The 1,529-nt window shown below is 67.1% G+C and carries 1 protein-coding gene and 2 pseudogenes; all 3 read left to right on the forward strand.

Translation table 11 applies throughout. The features are described from left to right. Positions 1-281, forward strand: a pseudogene (locus tag JMF90_RS36610) (type II secretion system F family protein); the annotation flags it as partial. A gap of 4 nt (positions 282-285) precedes the next feature. Continuing rightward, entirely contained in the window at positions 286-1,284 is a 999-nt protein-coding gene (locus JMF90_RS36615; protein ID WP_011694272.1) for a type II secretion system F family protein, read from the forward strand. Between the two features lie 29 nt (positions 1,285-1,313). Further along, a pseudogene (locus JMF90_RS36620) lies at positions 1,314-1,529 on the forward strand (pilus assembly protein); the annotation flags it as partial.

The following is a 1,529-nucleotide window of genomic DNA, read 5'->3' on the forward strand; positions in this document are numbered from 1 at the left end:
ATGGCGGACGGGCGGACGTGATGCTCGACCGGATGTCGACCTTCATGCGCGATCTCGAGCAAGCGGAGCGCGAACTGTCCGCGATGTCGGCCGAGACCCGGCTGTCCGCATGGGTGCTGGCATTGTTGCCGATCGCGGTCGGCAGCTTCGTCATTGCCACGAGCCCGCGCTATTTCACGGCGATGTGGAACGACGATGCCGGACGTCAGCTGGTTTACCTGGCGTTCGCGCTGCAGGCGATCGGCGGTTTCTGGCTGTTCCGGCTCGCGCGGCTGAGGTGAATGGATGGATGCAAACCGTTTAGGCGCGCTTGCGCTGGTGCTCGGATCGGTCGGCGTGCTGCTGCTTGCCGCGCTCGCGATCGTTCGCATCGTGCTCGTGCAGCGTGCCGAGCGCGCGCTGTTGCATGCGCTCGACCGCCGGGCCGCCGCAGTCGAAGCGGCCGCCGCGCGTGCCGGCTCCGCCGACGCGGCGCGCGAGGCAGCGGCACCTGTCGCGCCGCGGGTTCGCTTCGCGAGGCTGCGCGAACGTTTCGAAGACGTCGGGATGCGGTGGCTCGATACCGGTTTCAGCCGATATCTGATCGCCGACGAAGACCGTCGATTGCTCGAGCAGTGCGGTTTCGTCGACGTGCGCGCCAGAGCGCTGTTCGTCGGCGCGCGCATCGTCTGCGCGATCCTGCTGCCGGCGCTGGCCGTGCTGGTACTGATCGGCCGCGGACAGCAAGCGCGCTGGCCGTTGTGGCTCTCCATCGCGCTCGTGACCGGCTACATGCTGCCGAAAATCTACGTGCGGCGGCGCGCGACCGCGCGTCGGCAGAGCCTTGCGGCCGAACTGCCGCTGCTCGTCGACATGTTGCGGCTGCTGCAGGGCGTCGGCCTGTCGCTCGACCAGAGCATCCAGGTGGTCACGCACGATTTTCAGACGATGTTGCCGGTGCTGTCGTGGGAGCTCGGCGTCGCGCAGCGGCAGTTCGCGGCCGGACGTACGCGTGAGCAATCGCTGCAACGCCTCACGAACAGTTTCGACAACGAGGATCTGCGCGCGATCGTGCGCTTGCTGATTCAGGTCGACAAGCATGGCGGCGCGGTGCAGGAGCCGCTGAAGCAATTCGGCGACCGTCTGCGTGAAGGGCGTCGCGCGACGCTGCGCGAGCAGATCGGCCGCCTGACGGTGAAGATGACCGGCGTGATGATCGTCACGCTGTTGCCGGCACTGTTGATCGTGACCGCGGGGCCGGGGATCATGACCGTGCTGTCCGCGCTCGCTGCGTTTCAGCGCTGATGCGGCATGAGGGGAAGGAGCGACACAAGATGAATCGATTGGGTTGGGTTCGCACGATCGCAGGCGCGACGGCGTGCGCGTTGCTCGCCAGCGGGTGCGCGATGTTCAAGGAGTCCGGATACGGTATCGGTGCGCAGGCCGAACGCGGCGCGCTGATGCAGGCCGCGGCCGACAAGAATGCGGCGCCCGATACGCCGGGCATGTATCTGGGCCTGATCGAGCGGATGCAGGGGCAAGGGCTGTAT

The sequence above is a fragment of the Burkholderia sp. E168m23 genome (assembly GCF_016586125.1).
Classification (GTDB): Bacteria; Pseudomonadota; Gammaproteobacteria; order Burkholderiales; family Burkholderiaceae; genus Burkholderia; species Burkholderia orbicola.

What these genes read in the sequence shown, in the direction of transcription:
- JMF90_RS36615 (WP_011694272.1), top strand. Translation starts at nt 286, where the DNA reads ATGGATGCAAACCGTTTAGGCGCGCTTGCGCTGGTGCTCGGATCGGTC.